A 23,173-nucleotide genomic window follows, 5' to 3' on the forward strand; every position below is an offset into this window, starting at 1 on the left:
ACGCTTGGTGCTACATCACCGTTGTCGCTTAAATGAGGCGATAACATCGCTTAGGGATGGAGGGGTATGTCGAAGTTATCGGAAGAGGATTATCGTAGCATTCCATTGCATGCCACTCTGGCGCTGGCCGCCCTGGTGGTTATTATGGCGGGCATGAAACTGGGGGCTGATCTGTTGGTGCCGCTTCTGCTTGCCATCTTCATCGCTGTGGTGTGTACGTCGCCGGTGCACTGGCTACACCGTTGCGGGCTGAGCTTACGGATGTCGGTATTTCTCACCTTGATTTTCATGTTGGTGTTTTTGTCGCTTATTGGCCTGCTGGTAGTGAACAGCTTCAGTACCTTTATCCAGGCCCTCCCCGATATTGAAACGCGCCTCTACGAGCATTATTGGGACGTATTGAACGCACTTGCCTCGCGCGGCCTGGCGATTGACCCCGACCGACTGAGCTCAATGCTGGACATGGATGAAGAGGGCTCTTGGGTACCTCCGTTGTTGGGTGAGCTTGGTAACTTATTTATGCAGAGCGCAGTTGTGGCGTTGCTAGTCATCTTTTTGTTGTTCGAAACGCTCAATTTTCGCGATAAAGTATCGCTTGCGTTGGAAAATCCCGCGCCGAGCTTGATGCGTTTTAGTGAGTTTAGCCTGACGTTGAAGCGCTATCTCGCTGTTAAGACGGTGATTAGCTTAGCCACCGGTATTTTGGTTTGGCTTTCATGCTTGATTGTGGGTGTTGAGTTCCCCTTGCTTTGGGGGGTGTTGGCTTTCGCGCTCAACTTTATTCCCAATATTGGTTCCGCTATTGCCGCGGTTCCGCCGGTGTTATTGCTGCTGGTCGCCCAGGATGGCGGTGCCTGGCAGGCGTTACTGCTGGCAACGGCTTACCTGGTCATTAACTTTGTGCTTGGGAATCTGATCGAGCCGCGTGTGATGGGGCAGGCACTGGGGCTTTCCACCTTTGTGGCGTTTTTATCGCTGATAGTATGGGGGTGGATTTTCGGTGCGGCGGGAATGCTGCTTTCGGTTGTGCTGACCATGACGCTTAAGATTGCTCTGGATAGCCATCCGCAAACTCGCTGGATTGCTCATTTGCTAGGCCCTGGGCGGCGGCGTGGGGGAGTTACGGAGGGCAGGGATGCACGACGTCCACCGTGGCTAAGACGTCACTGAATTGAAACGTAATAACCGCCGACTGATGTCGGCGGTTTTTGCTGCTTTACGCGTTCTGGTCAATAAACTGGGTTAGCTGCGATTTGGACTGTGCACCCACTAGCGAAGCTACCTTAGTGCCCGCTTTAAACAGCATGACGGTAGGCACGCCGCGGACGCCTTGCTCCGCCGCAATTTCAGGCGCGTCGTCAACGTTTACACTGACCACTTTAAGATTGTCACCGCGATCGGCAGCGACTTCATCGACCACCGGGGCCATGACTTTGCAGGGGCCACACCAGGGGGCCCAGAATTTCAGCAGGACTGGCTGTTCGGCGTTGAGGACTTCCTGCTCAAAATTGGCGTTAGTGACATCAACATTAGTAGCCATTTGTTTCTCCCGTTTGCGTTGCTCTTGCTGTTTCGTTGCCTCAAATGGAGCAACGGTCATTACGCGATTGCGTAGCGCATTTCACCGCGTCAAGTCGGCAAATGTTAGCGGGCGAAGCGGGGCGTGGCAAATACGATCTTCACCAAATCGATAAAATAGTAAAAAGTAATAGGTGCTGATAAAGCTGTTTTTTTATACTATAAAGGCATTATAGCACTTTTTTTTATTCTAATAATGCCGTGCGGCTGTGTGAGCTAGGTGCCAAAGCCAGCGCAGTGGCGTTCCCACGCAATCATCCGCGCATTGACCGGTTAGGTGACATTATGAAACTGCAGCAGCTTCGCTACATTTGGGAAGTTAATCGGCACAACTTGAACGTTTCGGCCACCGCGCAAAGCCTGTTTACTTCGCAACCTGGTATCTCCAAACAAATCCGCTTATTGGAAGATGAGCTGGGCGTCGAAATTTTTGCCCGTAGTGGTAAGCATCTCACTCGAGTGACGCCTGCAGGCCAATCGATTATTGATCTGGCCGGCCAAGTGTTGCGGTTAACCGAGAACATCAAGCACGTTGCTCAAGAGCATAGCGACGAGCGGCGGGGGAGTCTGGCGATTGCGACCACTCACACCCAGGCGCGCTACGCGCTACCGCCGATTATCAGCGCTTTTACTCAGAAGTATCCCGATGTGGCGTTGCACATGCAGCAGGGCACGCCCAAGCAAATCGCCCAAATGGTCAGCGAAGGACAGGCAGATTTTGCCATTGCCACTGAATCGCTTGAGCTGTTTACCGACCTGATTTTGCTGCCTTGCTATCGCTGGAACCGCTGTGTATTGGTGCCCAAAGACCACCCGCTGGCCAAGCTTGACGCCCCCTTAACCCTGGAGGCGCTGGCGGAGCATCCGATAGTCACTTACGTATTTGGTTTTACCGGACGCTCTCAGTTGGACGATGCCTTCAAAGCAAAAGGGCTAACACCCAATGTGGTGTTAACCGCGGCAGACGCCGATGTGATCAAAACCTATGTGCGGCTGGGTATGGGCGTGGGCATTGTGGCGCATATGGCCGTCGACCCTACCTTGGATGATGATCTGGTCGCTCTGGATGCCCGGCATTTGTTCGCAAGCTCAACGACCAAAATCGGCATACGCCGAGGTACCTTCATGCGCGGCTATATGTACGATTTTCTAACCCGCTTTGCGCCCCATCTCACCCGGGAACGGGTGGAAGAGGCGCTAACCGCAGGCCCGCGCCATGAACAAATGCTATTTGATGAAGTGGACCTACCGGACTACTAAGCGCTAAAAAGCGGGTCTAGTGCTGTAAATGCAGCCCGCACTCGCGTTTTTCCTCGACCTTGGTGGGGTCAAAGTAGTCGAAGTTGTTGGGCAGGTCGTGGGCTTGAAGATATTGATACATGTCCTTGGCGCTCCACTGCAGCAGCGGGGCGACTTTCAGTAGCCCGTCACTGTTACGGCTTACCGGCTGCATCCTAGCGCGTTCTGGGGTGTCTTCTGCGCGTAGAGCAGTGAACCACACGTCCGGCTGCATTTCCCGCAGGGCGCGCTCGAAGGGTTCGATTTTTACCTCCTGGGTAAAGGCATCGTGGCGCGGATCATCAATCCCCGGCATAGGGCCTTCCAGCGCTTCGCGATGAGCGCGCGTTCGTTTGGGCAAGAAGCTTACGATGTTGAGATTAAGTCGCTTGATGACCTCATCGGCAAACTGGTAAGTGGCCTCGGTGTTGTAGCCGCTGTCCATCCATACAATGGGGATGTCGGGGCGTACCTGGGTCACCATATGTAGAATCACCGCTTCAAACGGGCGGAAGTTGGTGGTGCAAATCGGCCGTTCGCCCTGACGTAGCGCCCACTCGATTAATCCTTGGGGATCGTTAGCGAAGTCGCGGTTGATGGTATCTAGCGCTGAGGACATGCTGCCTCCTTAATCATTAAAGAAATGTTTTGACTAGGCTATCAAAAGGCAGGCGGTTAGCCCCAATACCGTTTGGTTTGGGTTTTATATTCCTTTTTGATTTAAATATTGCCCTTTCTTATTCCAATGCGCCTATCAGATGGCGGATTTTATCCTGTGTTTCGGTGTATTCCTCGTCGACTTGGGAGTCGGCTACAAGGCCTCCTCCTCCCCACACGTGAAGCTTGCCCGCATCCGCTACCATGGTGCGGATAGCGATAGAGGTGTCCATGCTTCCCCGCACGTCGACATAGCCAAGGCTGCCGCAGTAAACACTGCGCTGGCAGGGTTCTAACTCATCGATGATCTGCATGGCGCGAATTTTGGGTGCGCCGGTAATCGAACCGCCAGGAAACGCAGCAGCCAGCAGCGCGAGTGCTGCACGTGGGTCGGGAAGCTTGCCCTGGATGACGCTCACCAAGTGGTGAACATTAGGGTAGCTTTCTAAATGACATAGCTGAGGGACCTGTATGGTGCCGGGCAGACAGATACGGCCGAGGTCATTGCGTAACAGATCCACAATCATGACGTTTTCAGCGCGGTCTTTGCGACTGTTAAGCAACTCTTCGGCGAGCGCGCGGTCCGCCTCGGGAGTTTTCCCGCGGGGGCGGGTTCCTTTAATAGGTCGGGTTTCTACTTGCCCTTCATGGCAGCGGATAAAGCGTTCGGGCGAGAGTGATAGCACGGCTTTGTCATGCCACGCCATAAACCCTGAAAAGGGCGTTGGCGTTGCATGGCGCAAACGCAGGTAGGCTTGCCACTCATCTCCTTGATACGGTGCCGAGAAGCGTTGGGCCAGGTTGATCTGGTAACAGTCGCCCGCGCGGATATAGTCTTGCACGGCATGAAAACGTCGGTGGTAATCAGCGCGACTGAGTTCCGCCTGAAAAGAGGCAGTCAGGCAAAAGGGCGTAGCGACTGGCACCGAGTGGCCAAGCCAACGCATGACCTGAGCACGGCGCTCATCGCTTGCGACCAGCCACGCCTGTTGGGTGTGATGATCGAAGGTAATGCACCAGTCGTACAGGCCAATTCGGGCTTGTGGCAGGGTAGTGACGCAAGGTTGTTGGCTGGCAATGGATTGCTGTTCACGGCCCAGGTCGTAACTCCAGTAACCGATCAACCCGCCTGCAAAGGGAAGCTCTCCCATTTCCTGTGAAGGAATAGGAAGTTGTTCAAGAAGCCACTGCTGGGGAGCAAATGCATCTGGCCAGTCGCTGGGTACATCGAATTGATCAGACGTGACCCGTGAGTGACCGTTGACATCAATCTCAAGCATCGCCAGTGGGTCACTGCTCATGATATCGAACCGGCCGTTGGCCACCGGACGCCCGCTATCAAGCAACACCGCCCCAGGGCGTTGGCGTAGTGCTGCGAACGTCGTCAATGGATCGGGTAGATAGGGCAGTGCCGTCAGTGTTATCGCCGATGTCATGAAGCAAACGCCTAGCCAAGTGGGGCAAGGTATTTTAGAGGGCGTTAAACAAGGACACCAGTTTATCTTCTAGACGGCTTTTTCACGTTATTAGCATGATTTAAAAAAATGCCATTGGTGGTTTTGCGCTTTTCGATAGATTGTTGACATTGAAAGGCGTTATTGGCCTAAGTCGTACGACAAAAGACTTACTTGCTCGAACGATAAGCAAGGTTGACGGTGGTTTTGTGGAGGGCTAAAGTTGGCCTACCATTTAATTGTCGACAATTTGCCATGACGTTATCAGCTGTGACTACAAACAAAGATTCATCTGGTCATGAGGTGACTTCTTCGGAAGTGCGCACGCTTGCGGAGCGGGTTTTCCAGCAACTCCAGGATGCCATTGTTCGCGGTGAGCTCGCCCCAGGCAGCAAAATTACCGAGCCAGGTTTATCAAAAACTTACGGTATTTCACGCGGGCCGTTGCGTGAAGCGATGCGCCGCTTGGAAGCCCACCGCTTAATCGAGCGGGTCCCCCATGTCGGGGCGCGGGTTGTCAAACTCTCAATGAAAGAGCTGATTGAGCTGTTTGACGTGCGTGAGGCGCTGGAAAGTATGGCGGCCCGTCTTGCTGCCGAGCATATGTCGCCGGAAGAGGTGCAAGGCTTGCGGGATGTACTGGCGCTGCATGAAGGTCAGGCGGATTTAAAGCGTGGCGAAGCCTATTATCAGCGCGAAGGCGATCTCGACTTTCACTACTGTATCGTGCAGGGCAGCCATAACAAGATGCTGATGAACCTGCTGTGCGACGATCTTTACTACCTCGTGCGTCTTTATCGCACCCAGTTTAGCGCCAGTGGCACGCGCCCCCAGCGGGCCTTTGTGGAACATCACCGCATTGTCGATGCCATTGAAGCCGGCGACGCTGAGCTTGCCGAATTGTTAATGCGCCGCCATGTGAGCGCTTCCCGCGCCAATGTCGCTGACCGTTATGCCGCCATTCTTGAACAACAATCATCGACACCCGCGGATTAAAACGCCGCTTGCCCGTGTCGGATTAAACAGGAGTCTACGCCCATGTCTCATGCAACCTTGTCAGGTTTAACACCCGGTGCACGCTTTCGGGCGGCGCTGGAGGCGAATCGGCCGTTGCCAATCCTTGGCACTATTAATGCCTATACCGCGATGATGGCCGAGCGGGTAGGCCACCAGGCAATTTACTTGTCTGGTGGCGGTGTGGCTAACGCCTCTTTTGGGCTGCCGGACCTTGGCATGACTACCATGAACGACGTGGTGGAAGACGCCCATCGTATTTGCGGCTCTACCGATGTGCCACTGCTGGTAGATATCGACACCGGCTGGGGCGGCGCCTTTAACATCGCTCGCACCGTCAAGGAAATGCAGCGTGCAGGCGTGGCGGCGGTGCATCTGGAAGATCAGATCGCCCAGAAGCGCTGCGGACATCGCCCCAATAAGGCCATTGTCTCCCAGCAGGAAATGGTCGATCGCATCAAAGCCGCCGCCGATGCCAAGCTCGACCCGGATTTTTATCTGATTGCGCGTACCGATGCTTTCCAGAAAGAGGGGCTGGACGCCGCGATTGAACGTGCCAATGCCTGCGTGGACGCGGGTGCCGATGCCATCTTCGCCGAAGCGGTGCATACGCTGGATGACTACCGGGCGTTTTGCGAGCGTGTCAATGCACCGATTCTTGCCAATATTACCGAGTTTGGCGCCACGCCGCTGTTCACCCAGCAGGAACTGGGTGAGGTGGGCTGCCGGATGGTGCTATATCCGCTATCCGCCTTCCGGGCCATGAACGCTGCCGCGCTTCACGTCTATCAAAGCATTATGGATAACGGCCACCAGAAAGACGTTGTGGGCACTATGCAGACCCGTGATGAGCTTTACGACTTTTTGAATTACCACGACTTCGAACAAAAGCTCGATGCGCTATTTGCCGAGCAGAAAGACACTTAATAATTTACAACCTATAAAAGACACGCTAGCAGGAGACACAATATGGCTGATAAACCGCAAAATAGTGCAGGACTCCGTGGCCAGAGCGCGGGTTCCACTGCGCTGTGTACCGTAGGAAAAACCGGCTCAGGGCTAACCTACCGTGGCTTTGATATCAAAGAGCTGGCCGAGAAAGCCAAGTTTGAAGAAGTGGCCTACCTGCTGTTGAAGGGCAAACTGCCCAACCAAGCCGAGCTGGATGACTACATCGCCAAGCTGAAAAGCCTGCGCGGTTTGCCCAGCGCCTTGAAAACCGTGCTGGAAGAGATTCCCAAAGACGCCCATCCCATGGATGTGATGCGGACCGGCACCTCGATGCTGGGCAATCTGGAAACCGAGGAAAGCTTTGGTGAGCAGGATGACGTTGCCGATCGACTACTCGCCGTACTGCCGTCGATTATCTGCTACTGGTACCGTTTCACCCACGATGGCGTGCGTATCAAGACCGAGACTGACGATGCCTCGGTGGGCGGTCATTTTCTGCATATGCTGCGCGATAAACCAGCGTCTGAATTGCATGCCCGGGTGATGAACGTATCGCTGATTCTTTACGCTGAGCACGAGTTTAACGCTTCTACGTTTACCGCCCGTGTCTGTGCCTCGACCCTTTCCGACATGCATTCCTGCGTGACCGGAGCGATTGGCACGCTGCGTGGACCGCTGCACGGCGGCGCCAATGAAGCGGCGATGGCGATGATTGAAAACTGGTCGTCACCGGAAGAAGCCGAGCGTGAAATGCTCGGCATGCTCGAGCGCAAAGAGAAAATCATGGGCTTCGGTCACGCTATCTATCGTGAGTCTGACCCGCGTAACGCGATCATCAAGCATTGGTCGAAAAAACTCGCCGACGATGTAGGCGATACGGTGTTGTATCCCGTATCGGAGCGCTGTGAAGAGGTCATGTGGCGCGAGAAGAAGCTGTTCTGCAACGCTGACTTCTTCCATGCCAGCGCCTACCACTTCATGGATATCCCCACCAAGCTGTTTACGCCGATTTTCGTGATGTCGCGTTTGACGGGCTGGGCCGCGCACGTGTTTGAGCAGCGTGCCAATAACCGCATTATTCGTCCCAGTGCCGATTACACCGGCCCTGAAAAGAGCGAATGGGTGCCCATTGAAGCGCGCGACTGAGTGAGAGTGACCATGAATACTGATTATCGCAAGCCGCTACCGGGTGTGACGGTCGATGGTGGCGCCATCGATTATTTTGATACCTACCAGGCTGTCGAGGATATCCAGCCCGGCGCTCACGCTACGCTGCCCTTTACGTCGCGGGTATTGGCGGAGCAACTGGTGCGCCGCTGCGCCCCGGCGCAACTGACCGACGCGCTCAAGCAACTGATTGAGCGCAAGCGCGACCTGGACTTTCCTTGGTATCCGGCGCGGGTGGTCTGCCACGATATTCTGGGCCAAACCGCGCTGGTTGACTTAGCGGGCCTGCGCGATGCGATTGCCGATAAAGGCGGCGACCCGGCGAAGGTCAACCCGGTGGTGCCCACCCAACTGATTGTCGATCACTCTTTGGCGGTCGAGCACGCAGGGTCAGAAGAGGGCGCCTTTGAGAAAAACCGCGTCATTGAAGATCGTCGTAATGATGATCGCTTTCACTTCATCAACTGGACGAAAGTGGCCTTCGAGAACGTCGATGTAATCCCGCCGGGCAACGGCATCATGCACCAGATCAATCTGGAAAAGATGTCCCCCGTGGTACAAGTCCAGCAGGGCGTGGCGTTTCCCGATACCTGTGTAGGCACCGACAGTCACACGCCGATGACCGATGCCCTGGGGGTAATTTCGGTGGGCGTGGGCGGCCTAGAGGCGGAGAGCGTGATGCTGGGTCGAGCTTCGATGATGCGCCTGCCGGATATCGTCGGCGTGGAACTTACCGGCAAACTACAGCCGGGCATTACCGGTACCGATATGGTGCTGGCGATTACCGAGTTTTTACGCAAGGAGCGTGTGGTCGGCGCCTACCTGGAGTTTTACGGTGAAGGTGCCGATGCGCTAACCGTGGGCGACCGCGCAACGATCTCCAACATGACGCCAGAGTACGGCGCCACGGCAGCGATGTTTTATATCGATAGCCAAACCATCGACTATCTCAAGCTCACCGGTCGCGAAGACGAGCAGGTGGCGTTGGTTGAAGCCTATGCCAAGCATACTGGCTTGTGGGCCGATAGCCTGACCACGGCCGAGTACGAGCGGGTGCTGACGTTTGATCTGTCAAGCGTAACGCGCCCTGGGCGGGGTCTTTCATATCCAGCGCCGGGCGCACGTGGAGTACCCCTGCGTCCACGTGGCCGAACATACCGTAGGAGAGCCCGCGAGTATCCAGCGCGGCGCGAAACTCGGCAATATAATCGGCCAGGTGCTCGGGAGGCACGGCGGTATCTTCGACAAACGGCAGCGGGCGCTTTTCGCCCTGCACGTTGCCGAGCAACCCCACCGAGCGCTTACGCATGCCGTAGACTTTCTGAATCTGCGGGCGGCCTTCCGCCAGGGTATAGCCAAGCCGCTCGACCGTGGCGTCATGGCCTAGATGCTCGGTAAACACCCGAACGCGCTCGGCGAGGGCGTTCGGGTCGTCGTCGTTAAACTCAACCAGGTTGATGCCGCTGATCGGCGTATCGCCGGCCGGGAAAAACTCCGCCACGCTGTCCCAAACGAAGTCATCCATCGCCAGCTGCAGCACGGTGTCGTCGATGGTCTCGATGGACGTGGGGCGCGCACTGGAGGCCATTAGCGCTTTGGCATCGCGCAGGGCCTCCATGAAGCCGGGGTAGCGAACGTTCACCAAGGTTGAGTGCTTAGGGATCGGCAGGACGTTGAGTACCGCTTCATTAAGGAATCCAAGCGAGCCTTCCGAGCCGCATAGCAAACTGTTCAGATTGAGCTGGCCGTCCTGTTCGCGCAGGTGGGCCAGGTCAAAGCCGGTCAGGCAGCGGTTGAGCGGTGGAAACGTCGCCTCAATCAGTTCGCGCTGCTGGTCGATAATTTCAGCAGCGGTGGTGTGCACGCGGCCAAGGATGCCGTCTTTCGCGCATTCAGCGGTTTCTTCTTCCGAGGACAGCGAGCGGCTGTGTAAGTGCTTGCCGCCCAGCAAAATCGTATCCAGTTCCAGCACGTGGTCACGGGTTTTGCCATACTCGCAGCTGCCCTGACCGCTGGCGTCGGTGGCAATCATGCCGCCAATGGTGGCGCGGTTGGAGGTGGAAAGCTCCGGGGCAAAAAACAGGCCGTGGGGTTTGAGCGCCGCGTTGAGCTGGTCTTTGACCACGCCCGCCTGAACGCGCACCCGGCGATGCTCGACGTCGATCTCGATAATCCGGTTCATGTGGCGTGAGACATCCACCACAATGCCGTCGGTCAGCGACTGGCCGTTGGTGCCGGTGCCGCCGCCCCGCGGGGTGAGCACGATATCGCGATGGGGGACTTCACCGGCCAGTTTGGCCAGCCGCTCCAGGTCCTCGGCGTGCCGGGGAAAGACCGCGGCCTGGGGTAGGCGCTGGTAAATCGAGTTATCCGTGGCCAGCACCGTGCGGTTGGCGTAGTCAGGGGCAATCTCGCCTTCGAAGCCGCGCGTTTTCAGCGCCTCAAGAAAGCGCACGTAATGGAAGCCCAGACGTTCAAATGGCGCGGTACGCGAATCCAGAGATGCAATCATAATTGAGCAAGCCGTCACTGCCGAAAGCGGAAGAAAATAAGACAGCTACTTTACCGCAGTGACTGACGACCTGCACCTGGATGGCGGCGTTATGCCTCGCCCAGCGCTTCCTTCACCAGCGCGGCAGATGATGCCGACATGGGCAGCGTTAACGCCAGTTCGTGGGCACGCGGAGACATTTTACGCCAGGTCATTTGCACAATGCGCACCATATGGTCGTGTTCGACCTTGCGCGAAAAATCGGCGAAGTAGTTTTCTAAAAACACCAGGCAGGCGCAGTCTTCCAACGCCTGTACTTCGGGGTCGCGCCCCAGGCCTTTCTTGCCGATCATCGCCGCGACGCGCTTGGCCTCCTCAATGCTGTAGCCTGCTTCCTGCATCAACTGGGCGGTGGTCTCGCCCGCACGCTTGCCCTGGTCGCGCCGCCAGGTTAAATAGCCCACCCGGCCTTTATCGTATTCCTCGCGGGGCACCTGCCAGCGCTGTAAATGCTGGGCACGCACCGCCAGTTGCAACAGCTCGCCGGGGGAGTCGTAAACGTGCGCCAGCCACTTGCTCATGCGCTGGGCGTAGGCCAGCTCCTGAGGAATGGCGGTGCCATCGTCAAGCGAGGTGGAACGCGGGTCTTGTGCGTGCAGCGCGTCAATGGCGTCTAGGGTTTGTTCAAAAGCGGAGGTCATGGCTGAGGTGCTCGGCTAAAGAGGGTGGTTAAACTGATATGGTCCTAGGTTGCCGAGAAACACTGAGAATCACAACTTCTGTAGGTAGGGAGATTATGGGGAACGTGGCTAGAGCAGACTAAGGATTGTTAAAAATCAGTCGCTTGGAAATTTCTGCTTTTGGTGAAGTACTCGCATGATATGAATTGAGGAATGATCGACCCAGTAGGCAATAATCATCGAAATCTCCGGGATGATAAGCAATCTGCCTGGAATGGCATCCCGCTGCACACCCATCAATGGCTGATCAAGTAGGCTTTCAGCTTTCGCCTCAATGATTTCGTCGGTTTTCTCAGCGGCGGCAGGATTGACCTCGTAAAGAAACTCGAAGATTTTTTCGCGGTCATTCAGAGCCTCTTCTTCCCATAAAATCATTGATTAGCTCGGCCTCGAATTTTGGCTTTGCGTTCAGCCATTTGTGATTTTGCGTTTTCGTGGTTGATGAAAGAAGCCTTTCCATCATCAAGCTTCTCAAAGGCTTGATTAATTTGATTGGTTAGCCATGCATCATGAGATAGCACCTTGCGTTGTTGCTCAGCTAATTGTTCGGTGAATTCGCGGCAGGCATCACTTAGCGTACGGCCTTGGCTCTCAGCCATTTGCTGGCTCAAGCGTTTTGTCTCTTCATCAATACGAAACTGTATTCTAGTATCCATGGTTAATCCCTATACTAATTTGCGTGCGTACAAATGTTAGCACAAAACAACTGACATGACGCGGGCTATTCCCTTTCCAAGTTCCCCTCGTAGGCACCCATAGCCCTCACCGCGCTTTTGCCTACAATAGACGCCTTTGTCATCGGCGTTGTACGCCATGTTTTTTACTGAATTCAGGCCAAGGGATACCTCATGCTCGATCCGAAACTGCTGCGCGGTGATCTTGATGCACTGGCGCAACAACTGGCCCGCCGAGGCTTTGTGTTGGATAAACAAGGGCTGCAGGCGCTAGAGTCGCGCCGCCGCGAACTGCAAACCCAAACCGAACAGCTACAGAGCGAGCGTAATACTCGCTCCAAGGCGATTGGTAAGGCAAAAGCCAACGGTGAGGATATCCAGCCGCTGCTGGATGAGGTCAGTGATTTGGGCGAGCGGCTGGATGCCGCGAAGCAGCAGCTGGCCGAGGTGCAGGAGGATTGGGATGATACGGTGAGCGGGATTCCCAACGTTCCCCATAAGAGCGTGCCAGAAGGTAAAAGTGAAGACGATAACGTTGAGCTACATCGCTGGGGCACGCCTCGCGCGTTTGATTTCGAGGTGCTGGATCACGTCGATCTGGGCAAGAAGTCGGGCTATCTCGATTTTGACCTGGCCTCGAAGCTGACCGGCGCTCGTTTTGCGGTGATGCGCGGGCCGATTGCTCGGCTGCACCGGGCACTGGCGCAGTTCATGCTGGATACCCAAACCCAGCAGCACGGCTATGAAGAGTGCTACGTGCCGTACATGGTCAACCGCGATTCGCTAATGGGCACCGGCCAGCTACCCAAGTTTGGCGAAGACTTGTTCAAGCTGGATGATGAACGTGAGTACCACCTGATTCCCACCTCGGAAGTGCCGCTGACTAATTTTGTGCGCGATGAGATTGTCGAGCAGGCGGCGCTGCCAATGAAGCTTACTGCCCATACGCCGTGTTTCCGCTCCGAGGCAGGCTCCCACGGGCGCGATACCCGCGGCATGATTCGCCAGCACCAGTTCGACAAGGTTGAGATGGTGCAGATCGTCGAGCCAGAACACAGCTACCAGGCGCTGGAGGACATGCGCGGCCATGCCGAGGCGATCCTGCAGGCGCTTGAGCTGCCGTATCGGGCAGTAACGCTATGCACTGGTGACATGGGCTTTGGCGCGGCCAAAACCTATGATTTGGAAGTCTGGCTGCCTAGTCAGGAAACCTACCGCGAGATTTCATCGATCTCCAACTGCGAGGACTTTCAAGCGCGGCGTATGCAGGCGCGCTACCGCCATCCTGACGCAAAAAAGCCCCAGCTGTTGCATACCTTGAACGGCTCGGGGCTGGCGGTAGGTCGCTGCCTGCTGGCGGTGCTGGAAAATCACCAGCAGGCGGATGGCTCGGTGGTTATTCCTGAGCCGCTGCGTCCGTATCTTGGTGGTCTGACTCAGTTGGCCCTTTAAGCGTCCACTCTACGTTAACGCCCGCTTCAATGCGGATGGTCCCAGGGCGGTATTCGCTGCTGGGGCCTTTGGCATCGGCGCTGTCGCTGCTTTCCGCACGCATCGACATCATGCGGGGCTGGAAGATGGGCGACTGGGTTTCTTCGATGCGCTGGACATGGCCCAGGTCGGCATCCAGCGTGTCAGCCATTAACTCGGCTTTATGCCGGGCTTTTTCAAGCGCTTTGACCATTGCTTCGTCGGTGGCGGCGTCACGGTCTTGCAGGTCGAACTGCACGCCGTCAAGGGCGTTCACGCCTGCGCCCATCAATGCGTCTAGTACGTCACCAAGCTGGTCCAGGTCCGTCAATTCAACAGTGACAGGGCGCTCCAGTCGCGTGCGTTGCAGCGTTTCACCGTCGCCGTTGTCGGAGCGGGGGGCTTGTACTTGCTCTGGGTAAATGTTCAAGGAACCGGCACTAATCGCATCACGCTCAAGGCCGCTGTCTTCCATGCTGTTAATCAGCTCGCTGGCCCGGCGTTCTAGACGCTCCCTTGCAGCGGTTAATTCGTCACTATCGGTGTCTTCGAGGTTGGACAGTGCAGGTGTCTTTTCCCATAGGCGGGCACTGAGAGTCGCTTTGTCGGGTGCCACCTCAACCGATGATTGGGCTTGTACATGCAGGCTCGGTGGGGAAGGTGCGGCTTGAGCCAGCGGAATGCTAATCAGGGTGAATAGAGCGCCGGCGGCGAGGCTATGGCGTAGTCGTGCTTTAGAAAGAAAGTGTGGTTTCATTGGTAAACATCCCTTTATAGCCTCGTGCTAAGGCACATGGCGGAGTAGGTCTAGTAAGGCTAGACTCTGCTTGGAATGTAGCCTGCTTAACAAAGTTCAGCCGTATCATTGTGGTACGCAACAATTGCTAAATGTTTGCACGCTTGGTGCTACATCACCGTTGTCGCTTAAATGAGGCGATAACATCGCTTAGGGATGGAGGGGTATGTCGAAGTTATCGGAAGAGGATTATCGTAGCATTCCATTGCATGCCACTCTGGCGCTGGCCGCCCTGGTGGTTATTATGGCGGGCATGAAACTGGGGGCTGATCTGTTGGTGCCGCTTCTGCTTGCCATCTTCATCGCTGTGGTGTGTACGTCGCCGGTGCACTGGCTACACCGTTGCGGGCTGAGCTTACGGATGTCGGTATTTCTCACCTTGATTTTCATGTTGGTGTTTTTGTCGCTTATTGGCCTGCTGGTAGTGAACAGCTTCAGTACCTTTATCCAGGCCCTCCCCGATATTGAAACGCGCCTCTACGAGCATTATTGGGACGTATTGAACGCACTTGCCTCGCGCGGCCTGGCGATTGACCCCGACCGACTGAGCTCAATGCTGGACATGGATGAAGAGGGCTCTTGGGTACCTCCGTTGTTGGGTGAGCTTGGTAACTTATTTATGCAGAGCGCAGTTGTGGCGTTGCTAGTCATCTTTTTGTTGTTCGAAACGCTCAATTTTCGCGATAAAGTATCGCTTGCGTTGGAAAATCCCGCGCCGAGCTTGATGCGTTTTAGTGAGTTTAGCCTGACGTTGAAGCGCTATCTCGCTGTTAAGACGGTGATTAGCTTAGCCACCGGTATTTTGGTTTGGCTTTCATGCTTGATTGTGGGTGTTGATTCCCCTTGCTTTGGGGGGTGTTGGCTTTCGCGCTCAACTTTATTCCCAATATTGGTTCCGCTATTGCCGCGGTTCCGCCGGTGTTATTGCTGCTGGTCGCCCAGGATGGCGGTGCCTGGCAGGCGTTACTGCTGGCAACGGCTTACCTGGTCATTAACTTTGTGCTTGGGAATCTGATCGAGCCGCGTGTGATGGGGCAGGCACTGGGGCTTTCCACCTTTGTGGCGTTTTTATCGCTGATAGTATGGGGGTGGATTTTCGGTGCGGCGGGAATGCTGCTTTCGGTTGTGCTGACCATGACGCTTAAGATTGCTCTGGATAGCCATCCGCAAACTCGCTGGATTGCTCATTTGCTAGGCCCTGGGCGGCGGCGTGGGGGAGTTACGGAGGGCAGGGATGCACGACGTCCACCGTGGCTAAGACGTCACTGAATTGAAACGTAATAACCGCCGACTGATGTCGGCGGTTTTTGCTGCTTTACGCGTTCTGGTCAATAAACTGGGTTAGCTGCGATTTGGACTGTGCACCCACTAGCGAAGCTACCTTAGTGCCCGCTTTAAACAGCATGACGGTAGGCACGCCGCGGACGCCTTGCTCCGCCGCAATTTCAGGCGCGTCGTCAACGTTTACACTGACCACTTTAAGATTGTCACCGCGATCGGCAGCGACTTCATCGACCACCGGGGCCATGACTTTGCAGGGGCCACACCAGGGGGCCCAGAATTTCAGCAGGACTGGCTGTTCGGCGTTGAGGACTTCCTGCTCAAAATTGGCGTTAGTGACATCAACATTAGTAGCCATTTGTTTCTCCCGTTTGCGTTGCTCTTGCTGTTTCGTTGCCTCAAATGGAGCAACGGTCATTACGCGATTGCGTAGCGCATTTCACCGCGTCAAGTCGGCAAATGTTAGCGGGCGAAGCGGGGCGTGGCAAATACGATCTTCACCAAATCGATAAAATAGTAAAAAGTAATAGGTGCTGATAAAGCTGTTTTTTTATACTATAAAGGCATTATAGCACTTTTTTTTATTCTAATAATGCCGTGCGGCTGTGTGAGCTAGGTGCCAAAGCCAGCGCAGTGGCGTTCCCACGCAATCATCCGCGCATTGACCGGTTAGGTGACATTATGAAACTGCAGCAGCTTCGCTACATTTGGGAAGTTAATCGGCACAACTTGAACGTTTCGGCCACCGCGCAAAGCCTGTTTACTTCGCAACCTGGTATCTCCAAACAAATCCGCTTATTGGAAGATGAGCTGGGCGTCGAAATTTTTGCCCGTAGTGGTAAGCATCTCACTCGAGTGACGCCTGCAGGCCAATCGATTATTGATCTGGCCGGCCAAGTGTTGCGGTTAACCGAGAACATCAAGCACGTTGCTCAAGAGCATAGCGACGAGCGGCGGGGGAGTCTGGCGATTGCGACCACTCACACCCAGGCGCGCTACGCGCTACCGCCGATTATCAGCGCTTTTACTCAGAAGTATCCCGATGTGGCGTTGCACATGCAGCAGGGCACGCCCAAGCAAATCGCCCAAATGGTCAGCGAAGGACAGGCAGATTTTGCCATTGCCACTGAATCGCTTGAGCTGTTTACCGACCTGATTTTGCTGCCTTGCTATCGCTGGAACCGCTGTGTATTGGTGCCCAAAGACCACCCGCTGGCCAAGCTTGACGCCCCCTTAACCCTGGAGGCGCTGGCGGAGCATCCGATAGTCACTTACGTATTTGGTTTTACCGGACGCTCTCAGTTGGACGATGCCTTCAAAGCAAAAGGGCTAACACCCAATGTGGTGTTAACCGCGGCAGACGCCGATGTGATCAAAACCTATGTGCGGCTGGGTATGGGCGTGGGCATTGTGGCGCATATGGCCGTCGACCCTACCTTGGATGATGATCTGGTCGCTCTGGATGCCCGGCATTTGTTCGCAAGCTCAACGACCAAAATCGGCATACGCCGAGGTACCTTCATGCGCGGCTATATGTACGATTTTCTAACCCGCTTTGCGCCCCATCTCACCCGGGAACGGGTGGAAGAGGCGCTAACCGCAGGCCCGCGCCATGAACAAATGCTATTTGATGAAGTGGACCTACCGGACTACTAAGCGCTAAAAAGCGGGTCTAGTGCTGTAAATGCAGCCCGCACTCGCGTTTTTCCTCGACCTTGGTGGGGTCAAAGTAGTCGAAGTTGTTGGGCAGGTCGTGGGCTTGAAGATATTGATACATGTCCTTGGCGCTCCACTGCAGCAGCGGGGCGACTTTCAGTAGCCCGTCACTGTTACGGCTTACCGGCTGCATCCTAGCGCGTTCTGGGGTGTCTTCTGCGCGTAGAGCAGTGAACCACACGTCCGGCTGCATTTCCCGCAGGGCGCGCTCGAAGGGTTCGATTTTTACCTCCTGGGTAAAGGCATCGTGGCGCGGATCATCAATCCCCGGCATAGGGCCTTCCAGCGCTTCGCGATGAGCGCGCGTTCGTTTGGGCAAGAAGCTTACGATGTTGAGATTAAGTCGCTTGATGACCTCATCGGCAAACTGGTAAGTGGCCTCGGTGTTGTAGCCGCTGTCCATCCATACAATGGGGATGTCGGGGCGTACCTGGGTCACCATATGTAGAATCACCGCTTCAAACGGGCGGAAGTTGGTGGTGCAAATCGGCCGTTCGCCCTGACGTAGCGCCCACTCGATTAATCCTTGGGGATCGTTAGCGAAGTCGCGGTTGATGGTATCTAGCGCTGAGGACATGCTGCCTCCTTAATCATTAAAGAAATGTTTTGACTAGGCTATCAAAAGGCAGGCGGTTAGCCCCAATACCGTTTGGTTTGGGTTTTATATTCCTTTTTGATTTAAATATTGCCCTTTCTTATTCCAATGCGCCTATCAGATGGCGGATTTTATCCTGTGTTTCGGTGTATTCCTCGTCGACTTGGGAGTCGGCTACAAGGCCTCCTCCTCCCCACACGTGAAGCTTGCCCGCATCCGCTACCATGGTGCGGATAGCGATAGAGGTGTCCATGCTTCCCCGCACGTCGACATAGCCAAGGCTGCCGCAGTAAACACTGCGCTGGCAGGGTTCTAACTCATCGATGATCTGCATGGCGCGAATTTTGGGTGCGCCGGTAATCGAACCGCCAGGAAACGCAGCAGCCAGCAGCGCGAGTGCTGCACGTGGGTCGGGAAGCTTGCCCTGGATGACGCTCACCAAGTGGTGAACATTAGGGTAGCTTTCTAAATGACATAGCTGAGGGACCTGTATGGTGCCGGGCAGACAGATACGGCCGAGGTCATTGCGTAACAGATCCACAATCATGACGTTTTCAGCGCGGTCTTTGCGACTGTTAAGCAACTCTTCGGCGAGCGCGCGGTCCGCCTCGGGAGTTTTCCCGCGGGGGCGGGTTCCTTTAATAGGTCGGGTTTCTACTTGCCCTTCATGGCAGCGGATAAAGCGTTCGGGCGAGAGTGATAGCACGGCTTTGTCATGCCACGCCATAAACCCTGAAAAGGGCGTTGGCGTTGCATGGCGCAAACGCAGGTAGGCTTGCCACTCATCTCCTTGATACGGTGCCGAGAAGCGTTGGGCCAGGTTGATCTGGTAACAGTCGCCCGCGCGGATATAGTCTTGCACGGCATGAAAACGTCGGTGGTAATCAGCGCGACTGAGTTCCGCCTGAAAAGAGGCAGTCAGGCAAAAGGGCGTAGCGACTGGCACCGAGTGGCCAAGCCAACGCATGACCTGAGCACGGCGCTCATCGCTTGCGACCAGCCACGCCTGTTGGGTGTGATGATCGAAGGTAATGCACCAGTCGTACAGGCCAATTCGGGCTTGTGGCAGGGTAGTGACGCAAGGTTGTTGGCTGGCAATGGATTGCTGTTCACGGCCCAGGTCGTAACTCCAGTAACCGATCAACCCGCCTGCAAAGGGAAGCTCTCCCATTTCCTGTGAAGGAATAGGAAGTTGTTCAAGAAGCCACTGCTGGGGAGCAAATGCATCTGGCCAGTCGCTGGGTACATCGAATTGATCAGACGTGACCCGTGAGTGACCGTTGACATCAATCTCAAGCATCGCCAGTGGGTCACTGCTCATGATATCGAACCGGCCGTTGGCCACCGGACGCCCGCTATCAAGCAACACCGCCCCAGGGCGTTGGCGTAGTGCTGCGAACGTCGTCAATGGATCGGGTAGATAGGGCAGTGCCGTCAGTGTTATCGCCGATGTCATGAAGCAAACGCCTAGCCAAGTGGGGCAAGGTATTTTAGAGGGCGTTAAACAAGGACACCAGTTTATCTTCTAGACGGCTTTTTCACGTTATTAGCATGATTTAAAAAAATGCCATTGGTGGTTTTGCGCTTTTCGATAGATTGTTGACATTGAAAGGCGTTATTGGCCTAAGTCGTACGACAAAAGACTTACTTGCTCGAACGATAAGCAAGGTTGACGGTGGTTTTGTGGAGGGCTAAAGTTGGCCTACCATTTAATTGTCGACAATTTGCCATGACGTTATCAGCTGTGACTACAAACAAAGATTCATCTGGTCATGAGGTGACTTCTTCGGAAGTGCGCACGCTTGCGGAGCGGGTTTTCCAGCAACTCCAGGATGCCATTGTTCGCGGTGAGCTCGCCCCAGGCAGCAAAATTACCGAGCCAGGTTTATCAAAAACTTACGGTATTTCACGCGGGCCGTTGCGTGAAGCGATGCGCCGCTTGGAAGCCCACCGCTTAATCGAGCGGGTCCCCCATGTCGGGGCGCGGGTTGTCAAACTCTCAATGAAAGAGCTGATTGAGCTGTTTGACGTGCGTGAGGCGCTGGAAAGTATGGCGGCCCGTCTTGCTGCCGAGCATATGTCGCCGGAAGAGGTGCAAGGCTTGCGGGATGTACTGGCGCTGCATGAAGGTCAGGCGGATTTAAAGCGTGGCGAAGCCTATTATCAGCGCGAAGGCGATCTCGACTTTCACTACTGTATCGTGCAGGGCAGCCATAACAAGATGCTGATGAACCTGCTGTGCGACGATCTTTACTACCTCGTGCGTCTTTATCGCACCCAGTTTAGCGCCAGTGGCACGCGCCCCCAGCGGGCCTTTGTGGAACATCACCGCATTGTCGATGCCATTGAAGCCGGCGACGCTGAGCTTGCCGAATTGTTAATGCGCCGCCATGTGAGCGCTTCCCGCGCCAATGTCGCTGACCGTTATGCCGCCATTCTTGAACAACAATCATCGACACCCGCGGATTAAAACGCCGCTTGCCCGTGTCGGATTAAACAGGAGTCTACGCCCATGTCTCATGCAACCTTGTCAGGTTTAACACCCGGTGCACGCTTTCGGGCGGCGCTGGAGGCGAATCGGCCGTTGCCAATCCTTGGCACTATTAATGCCTATACCGCGATGATGGCCGAGCGGGTAGGCCACCAGGCAATTTACTTGTCTGGTGGCGGTGTGGCTAACGCCTCTTTTGGGCTGCCGGACCTTGGCATGACTACCATGAACGACGTGGTGGAAGACGCCCATCGTATTTGCGGCTCTACCGATGTGCCACTGCTGGTAGATATCGACACCGGCTGGGGCGGCGCCTTTAACATCGCTCGCACCGTCAAGGAAATGCAGCGTGCAGGCGTGGCGGCGGTGCATCTGGAAGATCAGATCGCCCAGAAGCGCTGCGGACATCGCCCCAATAAGGCCATTGTCTCCCAGCAGGAAATGGTCGATCGCATCAAAGCCGCCGCCGATGCCAAGCTCGACCCGGATTTTTATCTGATTGCGCGTACCGATGCTTTCCAGAAAGAGGGGCTGGACGCCGCGATTGAACGTGCCAATGCCTGCGTGGACGCGGGTGCCGATGCCATCTTCGCCGAAGCGGTGCATACGCTGGATGACTACCGGGCGTTTTGCGAGCGTGTCAATGCACCGATTCTTGCCAATATTACCGAGTTTGGCGCCACGCCGCTGTTCACCCAGCAGGAACTGGGTGAGGTGGGCTGCCGGATGGTGCTATATCCGCTATCCGCCTTCCGGGCCATGAACGCTGCCGCGCTTCACGTCTATCAAAGCATTATGGATAACGGCCACCAGAAAGACGTTGTGGGCACTATGCAGACCCGTGATGAGCTTTACGACTTTTTGAATTACCACGACTTCGAACAAAAGCTCGATGCGCTATTTGCCGAGCAGAAAGACACTTAATAATTTACAACCTATAAAAGACACGCTAGCAGGAGACACAATATGGCTGATAAACCGCAAAATAGTGCAGGACTCCGTGGCCAGAGCGCGGGTTCCACTGCGCTGTGTACCGTAGGAAAAACCGGCTCAGGGCTAACCTACCGTGGCTTTGATATCAAAGAGCTGGCCGAGAAAGCCAAGTTTGAAGAAGTGGCCTACCTGCTGTTGAAGGGCAAACTGCCCAACCAAGCCGAGCTGGATGACTACATCGCCAAGCTGAAAAGCCTGCGCGGTTTGCCCAGCGCCTTGAAAACCGTGCTGGAAGAGATTCCCAAAGACGCCCATCCCATGGATGTGATGCGGACCGGCACCTCGATGCTGGGCAATCTGGAAACCGAGGAAAGCTTTGGTGAGCAGGATGACGTTGCCGATCGACTACTCGCCGTACTGCCGTCGATTATCTGCTACTGGTACCGTTTCACCCACGATGGCGTGCGTATCAAGACCGAGACTGACGATGCCTCGTGGGCGGTCATTTTCTGCATATGCTGCGCGATAAACCAGCGTCTGAATTGCATGCCCGGGTGATGAACGTATCGCTGATTCTTTACGCTGAGCACGAGTTTAACGCTTCTACGTTTACCGCCCGTGTCTGTGCCTCGACCCTTTCCGACATGCATTCCTGCGTGACCGGAGCGATTGGCACGCTGCGTGGACCGCTGCACGGCGGCGCCAATGAAGCGGCGATGGCGATGATTGAAAACTGGTCGTCACCGGAAGAAGCCGAGCGTGAAATGCTCGGCATGCTCGAGCGCAAAGAGAAAATCATGGGCTTCGGTCACGCTATCTATCGTGAGTCTGACCCGCGTAACGCGATCATCAAGCATTGGTCGAAAAAACTCGCCGACGATGTAGGCGATACGGTGTTGTATCCCGTATCGGAGCGCTGTGAAGAGGTCATGTGGCGCGAGAAGAAGCTGTTCTGCAACGCTGACTTCTTCCATGCCAGCGCCTACCACTTCATGGATATCCCCACCAAGCTGTTTACGCCGATTTTCGTGATGTCGCGTTTGACGGGCTGGGCCGCGCACGTGTTTGAGCAGCGTGCCAATAACCGCATTATTCGTCCCAGTGCCGATTACACCGGCCCTGAAAAGAGCGAATGGGGTGCCATTGAAGCGCGCGACTGAGTGAGAGTGACCATGAATACTGATTATCGCAAGCCGCTACCGGGTGTGACGGTCGATGGTGGCGCCATCGATTATTTTGATACCTACCAGGCTGTCGAGGATATCCAGCCCGGCGCTCACGCTACGCTGCCCTTTACGTCGCGGGTATTGGCGGAGCAACTGGTGCGCCGCTGCGCCCCGGCGCAACTGACCGACGCGCTCAAGCAACTGATTGAGCGCAAGCGCGACCTGGACTTTCCTTGGTATCCGGCGCGGGTGGTCTGCCACGATATTCTGGGCCAAACCGCGCTGGTTGACTTAGCGGGCCTGCGCGATGCGATTGCCGATAAAGGCGGCGACCCGGCGAAGGTCAACCCGGTGGTGCCCACCCAACTGATTGTCGATCACTCTTTGGCGGTCGAGCACGCAGGGTCAGAAGAGGGCGCCTTTGAGAAAAACCGCGTCATTGAAGATCGTCGTAATGATGATCGCTTTCACTTCATCAACTGGACGAAAGTGGCCTTCGAGAACGTCGATGTAATCCCGCCGGGCAACGGCATCATGCACCAGATCAATCTGGAAAAGATGTCCCCCGTGGTACAAGTCCAGCAGGGCGTGGCGTTTCCCGATACCTGTGTAGGCACCGACAGTCACACGCCGATGACGATGCCCTGGGGGTAATTTCGGTGGGCGTGGGCGGCCTAGGGCGGAGAGCGTGATGCTGGGTCGAGCTTCGATGATGCGCCTG

Annotated in this window: 19 protein-coding genes and 5 pseudogenes; 13 read left to right on the forward strand and 11 right to left on the reverse strand. The window is 55.5% G+C overall.

Translation table 11 applies throughout. The annotated features are described in order from the left end of the window. Nucleotides 1-66 precede the first annotated feature (66 nt). Nucleotides 67-1,170, forward strand: coding sequence for an AI-2E family transporter (locus CPH17_RS19705; protein WP_096300863.1), 1,104 nt, complete (start codon nucleotides 67-69; stop codon nucleotides 1,168-1,170). 46 nt (nucleotides 1,171-1,216) lie between these two features. On the opposite strand, the gene trxA (CPH17_RS19710) is transcribed toward CPH17_RS19705, so the two are convergent. Next, on the reverse strand, nucleotides 1,217-1,540 hold the full coding sequence (trxA, locus tag CPH17_RS19710; RefSeq protein ID WP_074395906.1) for a thioredoxin: 324 nt from the start codon (nucleotides 1,538-1,540) through the stop codon (nucleotides 1,217-1,219). Between the two features lie 323 nt (nucleotides 1,541-1,863). Between trxA (CPH17_RS19710) and cysB (CPH17_RS19715) the strand changes: the two genes are divergently transcribed. After that, entirely contained in the window at nucleotides 1,864-2,838 is a 975-nt protein-coding gene (gene cysB / locus CPH17_RS19715; RefSeq protein WP_074398456.1) for an HTH-type transcriptional regulator CysB, read from the forward strand. A 16-nt stretch (nucleotides 2,839-2,854) separates the two neighbouring features. Here cysB (CPH17_RS19715) and CPH17_RS19720 read toward each other — a convergent pair whose 3' ends face one another. Both CPH17_RS19720 and pabB (CPH17_RS19725) read right to left on the reverse strand, forming a co-directional pair. After that, complete coding sequence (locus CPH17_RS19720; protein ID WP_074395907.1) at nucleotides 2,855-3,475, reverse strand: phosphoadenosine phosphosulfate reductase domain-containing protein; 621 nt, start codon at nucleotides 3,473-3,475, stop codon at nucleotides 2,855-2,857. A gap of 118 nt (nucleotides 3,476-3,593) precedes the next feature. Then, the gene (gene pabB / locus CPH17_RS19725; protein WP_074395908.1) at nucleotides 3,594-4,949 is read right to left on the reverse strand and encodes an aminodeoxychorismate synthase component I; all 1,356 of its coding nucleotides are present in this window, start codon (nucleotides 4,947-4,949) and stop codon (nucleotides 3,594-3,596) included. Between the two features lie 273 nt (nucleotides 4,950-5,222). Between pabB (CPH17_RS19725) and CPH17_RS19730 the strand changes: the two genes are divergently transcribed. The 4 genes and pseudogenes from CPH17_RS19730 to CPH17_RS19745 form a co-directional block, all read left to right on the forward strand. Further along, on the forward strand, nucleotides 5,223-5,963 hold the full coding sequence (locus CPH17_RS19730) for a GntR family transcriptional regulator (RefSeq protein ID WP_074395909.1): 741 nt from the start codon (nucleotides 5,223-5,225) through the stop codon (nucleotides 5,961-5,963). 57 nt (nucleotides 5,964-6,020) lie between these two features. Then, complete coding sequence (prpB, locus tag CPH17_RS19735) at nucleotides 6,021-6,908, forward strand: methylisocitrate lyase (protein WP_172822130.1); 888 nt, start codon at nucleotides 6,021-6,023, stop codon at nucleotides 6,906-6,908. A gap of 42 nt (nucleotides 6,909-6,950) precedes the next feature. Next, nucleotides 6,951-8,078, forward strand: coding sequence for a bifunctional 2-methylcitrate synthase/citrate synthase (prpC, locus tag CPH17_RS19740; protein ID WP_074395911.1), 1,128 nt, complete (start codon nucleotides 6,951-6,953; stop codon nucleotides 8,076-8,078). 12 nt (nucleotides 8,079-8,090) lie between these two features. Then, nucleotides 8,091-9,122 (forward strand): annotated as a pseudogene (locus CPH17_RS19745) (aconitase family protein); the annotation flags it as partial. 4 nt (nucleotides 9,123-9,126) lie between these two features. On the opposite strand, the pseudogene CPH17_RS19750 reads toward CPH17_RS19745, so the two are convergent. The 4 genes and pseudogenes from CPH17_RS19750 to CPH17_RS19765 form a co-directional block, all read right to left on the reverse strand. Further along, a pseudogene (locus CPH17_RS19750) lies at nucleotides 9,127-10,611 on the reverse strand (FAD-binding oxidoreductase); the annotation flags it as partial. An 89-nt stretch (nucleotides 10,612-10,700) separates the two neighbouring features. Further along, nucleotides 10,701-11,291, reverse strand: a complete 591-nt coding sequence (locus CPH17_RS19755) for a DUF4202 domain-containing protein (RefSeq protein ID WP_096300862.1) — start codon at nucleotides 11,289-11,291, stop codon at nucleotides 10,701-10,703. 135 nt (nucleotides 11,292-11,426) lie between these two features. After that, the gene (locus CPH17_RS19760; RefSeq protein WP_074395901.1) at nucleotides 11,427-11,705 is read right to left on the reverse strand and encodes a type II toxin-antitoxin system RelE/ParE family toxin; all 279 of its coding nucleotides are present in this window, start codon (nucleotides 11,703-11,705) and stop codon (nucleotides 11,427-11,429) included. Then, on the reverse strand, nucleotides 11,702-11,941 hold the full coding sequence (locus CPH17_RS19765) for a damage-inducible protein J (RefSeq protein ID WP_441316756.1): 240 nt from the start codon (nucleotides 11,939-11,941) through the stop codon (nucleotides 11,702-11,704). The genes CPH17_RS19760 and CPH17_RS19765 overlap by 4 nt, the downstream gene beginning before the upstream one ends. A gap of 237 nt (nucleotides 11,942-12,178) precedes the next feature. On the opposite strand from CPH17_RS19765, the gene serS reads away from it, so the two are divergent. Next, entirely contained in the window at nucleotides 12,179-13,456 is a 1,278-nt protein-coding gene (gene serS / locus CPH17_RS19770; RefSeq protein ID WP_074395903.1) for a serine--tRNA ligase, read from the forward strand. Here the strand turns inward: serS and CPH17_RS19775 are convergent. Continuing rightward, nucleotides 13,401-14,231 carry an SIMPL domain-containing protein gene (locus CPH17_RS19775; RefSeq protein ID WP_074395904.1) on the reverse strand — a complete coding sequence of 277 codons (831 nt, stop codon included), beginning with the start codon at nucleotides 14,229-14,231 and terminating at the stop codon, nucleotides 13,401-13,403. The two genes, serS and CPH17_RS19775, sit on opposite strands and share 56 nt — an antisense overlap. Nucleotides 14,232-14,436: 205 nt before the next feature. Between CPH17_RS19775 and CPH17_RS19780 the strand changes: the two are divergent. Further along, nucleotides 14,437-15,539 (forward strand): annotated as a pseudogene (locus tag CPH17_RS19780) (AI-2E family transporter). A 46-nt stretch (nucleotides 15,540-15,585) separates the two neighbouring features. Here CPH17_RS19780 and trxA (CPH17_RS19785) read toward each other — a convergent pair. After that, entirely contained in the window at nucleotides 15,586-15,909 is a 324-nt protein-coding gene (gene trxA / locus CPH17_RS19785; RefSeq protein WP_074395906.1) for a thioredoxin, read from the reverse strand. Between the two features lie 323 nt (nucleotides 15,910-16,232). On the opposite strand from trxA (CPH17_RS19785), the gene cysB (CPH17_RS19790) reads away from it, so the two are divergent. Next, on the forward strand, nucleotides 16,233-17,207 hold the full coding sequence (cysB, locus tag CPH17_RS19790) for an HTH-type transcriptional regulator CysB (RefSeq protein ID WP_074398456.1): 975 nt from the start codon (nucleotides 16,233-16,235) through the stop codon (nucleotides 17,205-17,207). A 16-nt stretch (nucleotides 17,208-17,223) separates the two neighbouring features. On the opposite strand, the gene CPH17_RS19795 is transcribed toward cysB (CPH17_RS19790), so the two are convergent. Further along, a complete protein-coding gene (locus CPH17_RS19795) occupies nucleotides 17,224-17,844 on the reverse strand; it encodes a phosphoadenosine phosphosulfate reductase domain-containing protein (protein WP_074395907.1) in 621 nt (206 codons plus the stop codon). Nucleotides 17,845-17,962: 118 nt separating this feature from the next. Next, nucleotides 17,963-19,318, reverse strand: a complete 1,356-nt coding sequence (gene pabB / locus CPH17_RS19800; RefSeq protein ID WP_074395908.1) for an aminodeoxychorismate synthase component I — start codon at nucleotides 19,316-19,318, stop codon at nucleotides 17,963-17,965. 273 nt (nucleotides 19,319-19,591) lie between these two features. On the opposite strand from pabB (CPH17_RS19800), the gene CPH17_RS19805 reads away from it, so the two are divergent. The 4 genes and pseudogenes from CPH17_RS19805 to CPH17_RS19820 all read left to right on the forward strand — a co-directional run. Further along, on the forward strand, nucleotides 19,592-20,332 hold the full coding sequence (locus tag CPH17_RS19805; RefSeq protein WP_074395909.1) for a GntR family transcriptional regulator: 741 nt from the start codon (nucleotides 19,592-19,594) through the stop codon (nucleotides 20,330-20,332). Nucleotides 20,333-20,389: 57 nt separating this feature from the next. Next, the gene (prpB, locus tag CPH17_RS19810) at nucleotides 20,390-21,277 is read left to right on the forward strand and encodes a methylisocitrate lyase (protein WP_172822130.1); all 888 of its coding nucleotides are present in this window, start codon (nucleotides 20,390-20,392) and stop codon (nucleotides 21,275-21,277) included. Between the two features lie 42 nt (nucleotides 21,278-21,319). Then, a pseudogene (gene prpC, locus CPH17_RS19815) lies at nucleotides 21,320-22,446 on the forward strand (bifunctional 2-methylcitrate synthase/citrate synthase). Between the two features lie 12 nt (nucleotides 22,447-22,458). Beyond that, nucleotides 22,459-23,173, forward strand: a pseudogene (locus CPH17_RS19820) (aconitase family protein); the annotation flags it as partial.

It is taken from the genome of Halomonas sp. hl-4 (assembly GCF_900215475.1).
In the GTDB taxonomy this organism is placed as follows: domain Bacteria; phylum Pseudomonadota; class Gammaproteobacteria; order Pseudomonadales; family Halomonadaceae; genus Vreelandella.

Excerpts from the sequence above, each read along its gene's own strand:
- CPH17_RS19705 (WP_096300863.1), top strand. The coding sequence starts at position 67 with ATGTCGAAGTTATCGGAAGAGGATTATCGTAGCATTCCATTGCATGCC.
- trxA (WP_074395906.1), bottom strand. The coding sequence starts at position 1,540 with ATGGCTACTAATGTTGATGTCACTAACGCCAATTTTGAGCAGGAAGTC.
- cysB (WP_074398456.1), top strand. The coding sequence starts at position 1,864 with ATGAAACTGCAGCAGCTTCGCTACATTTGGGAAGTTAATCGGCACAAC.
- CPH17_RS19720 (WP_074395907.1), bottom strand. The coding sequence starts at position 3,475 with ATGTCCTCAGCGCTAGATACCATCAACCGCGACTTCGCTAACGATCCC.
- pabB (WP_074395908.1), bottom strand. The coding sequence starts at position 4,949 with ATGACATCGGCGATAACACTGACGGCACTGCCCTATCTACCCGATCCA.
- CPH17_RS19730 (WP_074395909.1), top strand. The coding sequence starts at position 5,223 with ATGACGTTATCAGCTGTGACTACAAACAAAGATTCATCTGGTCATGAG.
- prpC (WP_074395911.1), top strand. The coding sequence starts at position 6,951 with ATGGCTGATAAACCGCAAAATAGTGCAGGACTCCGTGGCCAGAGCGCG.
- CPH17_RS19755 (WP_096300862.1), bottom strand. The coding sequence starts at position 11,291 with ATGACCTCCGCTTTTGAACAAACCCTAGACGCCATTGACGCGCTGCAC.
- CPH17_RS19760 (WP_074395901.1), bottom strand. The coding sequence starts at position 11,705 with ATGATTTTATGGGAAGAAGAGGCTCTGAATGACCGCGAAAAAATCTTC.
- serS (WP_074395903.1), top strand. The coding sequence starts at position 12,179 with ATGCTCGATCCGAAACTGCTGCGCGGTGATCTTGATGCACTGGCGCAA.
- CPH17_RS19775 (WP_074395904.1), bottom strand. The coding sequence starts at position 14,231 with ATGAAACCACACTTTCTTTCTAAAGCACGACTACGCCATAGCCTCGCC.
- trxA (WP_074395906.1), bottom strand. The coding sequence starts at position 15,909 with ATGGCTACTAATGTTGATGTCACTAACGCCAATTTTGAGCAGGAAGTC.
- cysB (WP_074398456.1), top strand. The coding sequence starts at position 16,233 with ATGAAACTGCAGCAGCTTCGCTACATTTGGGAAGTTAATCGGCACAAC.
- CPH17_RS19795 (WP_074395907.1), bottom strand. The coding sequence starts at position 17,844 with ATGTCCTCAGCGCTAGATACCATCAACCGCGACTTCGCTAACGATCCC.
- pabB (WP_074395908.1), bottom strand. The coding sequence starts at position 19,318 with ATGACATCGGCGATAACACTGACGGCACTGCCCTATCTACCCGATCCA.
- CPH17_RS19805 (WP_074395909.1), top strand. The coding sequence starts at position 19,592 with ATGACGTTATCAGCTGTGACTACAAACAAAGATTCATCTGGTCATGAG.